At 67.0% G+C, this 971-nt stretch carries 1 protein-coding gene; it reads right to left on the bottom strand.

What is annotated here, in order from left to right; translation table 11 throughout:
* On the bottom strand, positions 1-971 hold a 971-nt coding region (locus VSR68_RS42510), incomplete at both ends, for a DEAD/DEAH box helicase family protein (RefSeq protein WP_342945377.1).

A 971-nucleotide genomic window follows, 5' to 3' on the forward strand; every position in this document is an offset into this window, starting at 1 on the left:
CGCGAAGACCTCCTGGATCGGCGCGTCGGCCGTAACATCCACTGCGGCGGTGAGCCTTTGCGGGAACACCTCGAGCATCTGTGGCGCGCTGGTCGGGGATTTCGCTGCATGCCGGATCGGCCCGCACAGCATGAACATCACCGGCTGCTGGCTGTCGCGCCGCACTGGCGTGGCAGTCAGACCCAGCACGTAGCGGGCATGGACGGCCTTGAGCACCGCCTCGAAGGAATCCGCCGAGACGTGGTGACATTCGTCGACGATGACATGGCCGTAACGCCGCAACAGCTCGCCGCGGGCACCATCGGGTGCCACGGATTGCAGCATCGCGACATCGATCCGGCCCGTCGCCTTCGACTTGCCGCCGCCGATCGTGCCGATCTCGCGCGCGTCGAGTGCGAGAAACGACTGCAGGCGTTCGCGCCACTGGTCAAGCAGTTCCCGGCGGTGCACGAGCACGAGCGTGTTGACGCCTCGCTGCGCGATCATCGCGGCCGCTGTCACGGTCTTGCCGAACGCCGTCGGCGCATGCAGGATGCCGGTGTCGTGTCGCAGCAGGTCGACGATGGCCGCCTGCTGGTCATCGCGCAGTGTGCCGGCAAACGGAACTGGAAGCGACTCGCCCGTGCAGCGCTCGTCGCGGATGTCGCAAGCGATGTCGTTATCGCGCAGCAGCGTCATGACGTCGTCAAGGCACCCGCGCGGCAATGCAATGTGGCGCGGGCAGTTCTCGGCGCGCCCGATGATACGTGGCTTGTCCCATACGCTGAAGCCGCGCGCCTGGGCCCGGTAGAACTCCGGATTCTGGAAGGCGGCCAGCCGGATGAGCCGGTTGAGCAGTGCCTGCGGAAGCTCGGCCTTTTCTAGATAGAGCTGGTTCGCGAGCGTCAGCGTGAGCGACGCCGGCATCGTTCCGGCCAGCCGCTTCGGTTGCGCGGGCGGTGGCTTCCACGGTTCGGCCTGGTCCTCCTCGG

The sequence above is a fragment of the Paraburkholderia phymatum genome (genome assembly GCF_038900715.1).
In the GTDB taxonomy this organism is placed as follows: domain Bacteria; phylum Pseudomonadota; class Gammaproteobacteria; order Burkholderiales; family Burkholderiaceae; genus Paraburkholderia; species Paraburkholderia phymatum_A.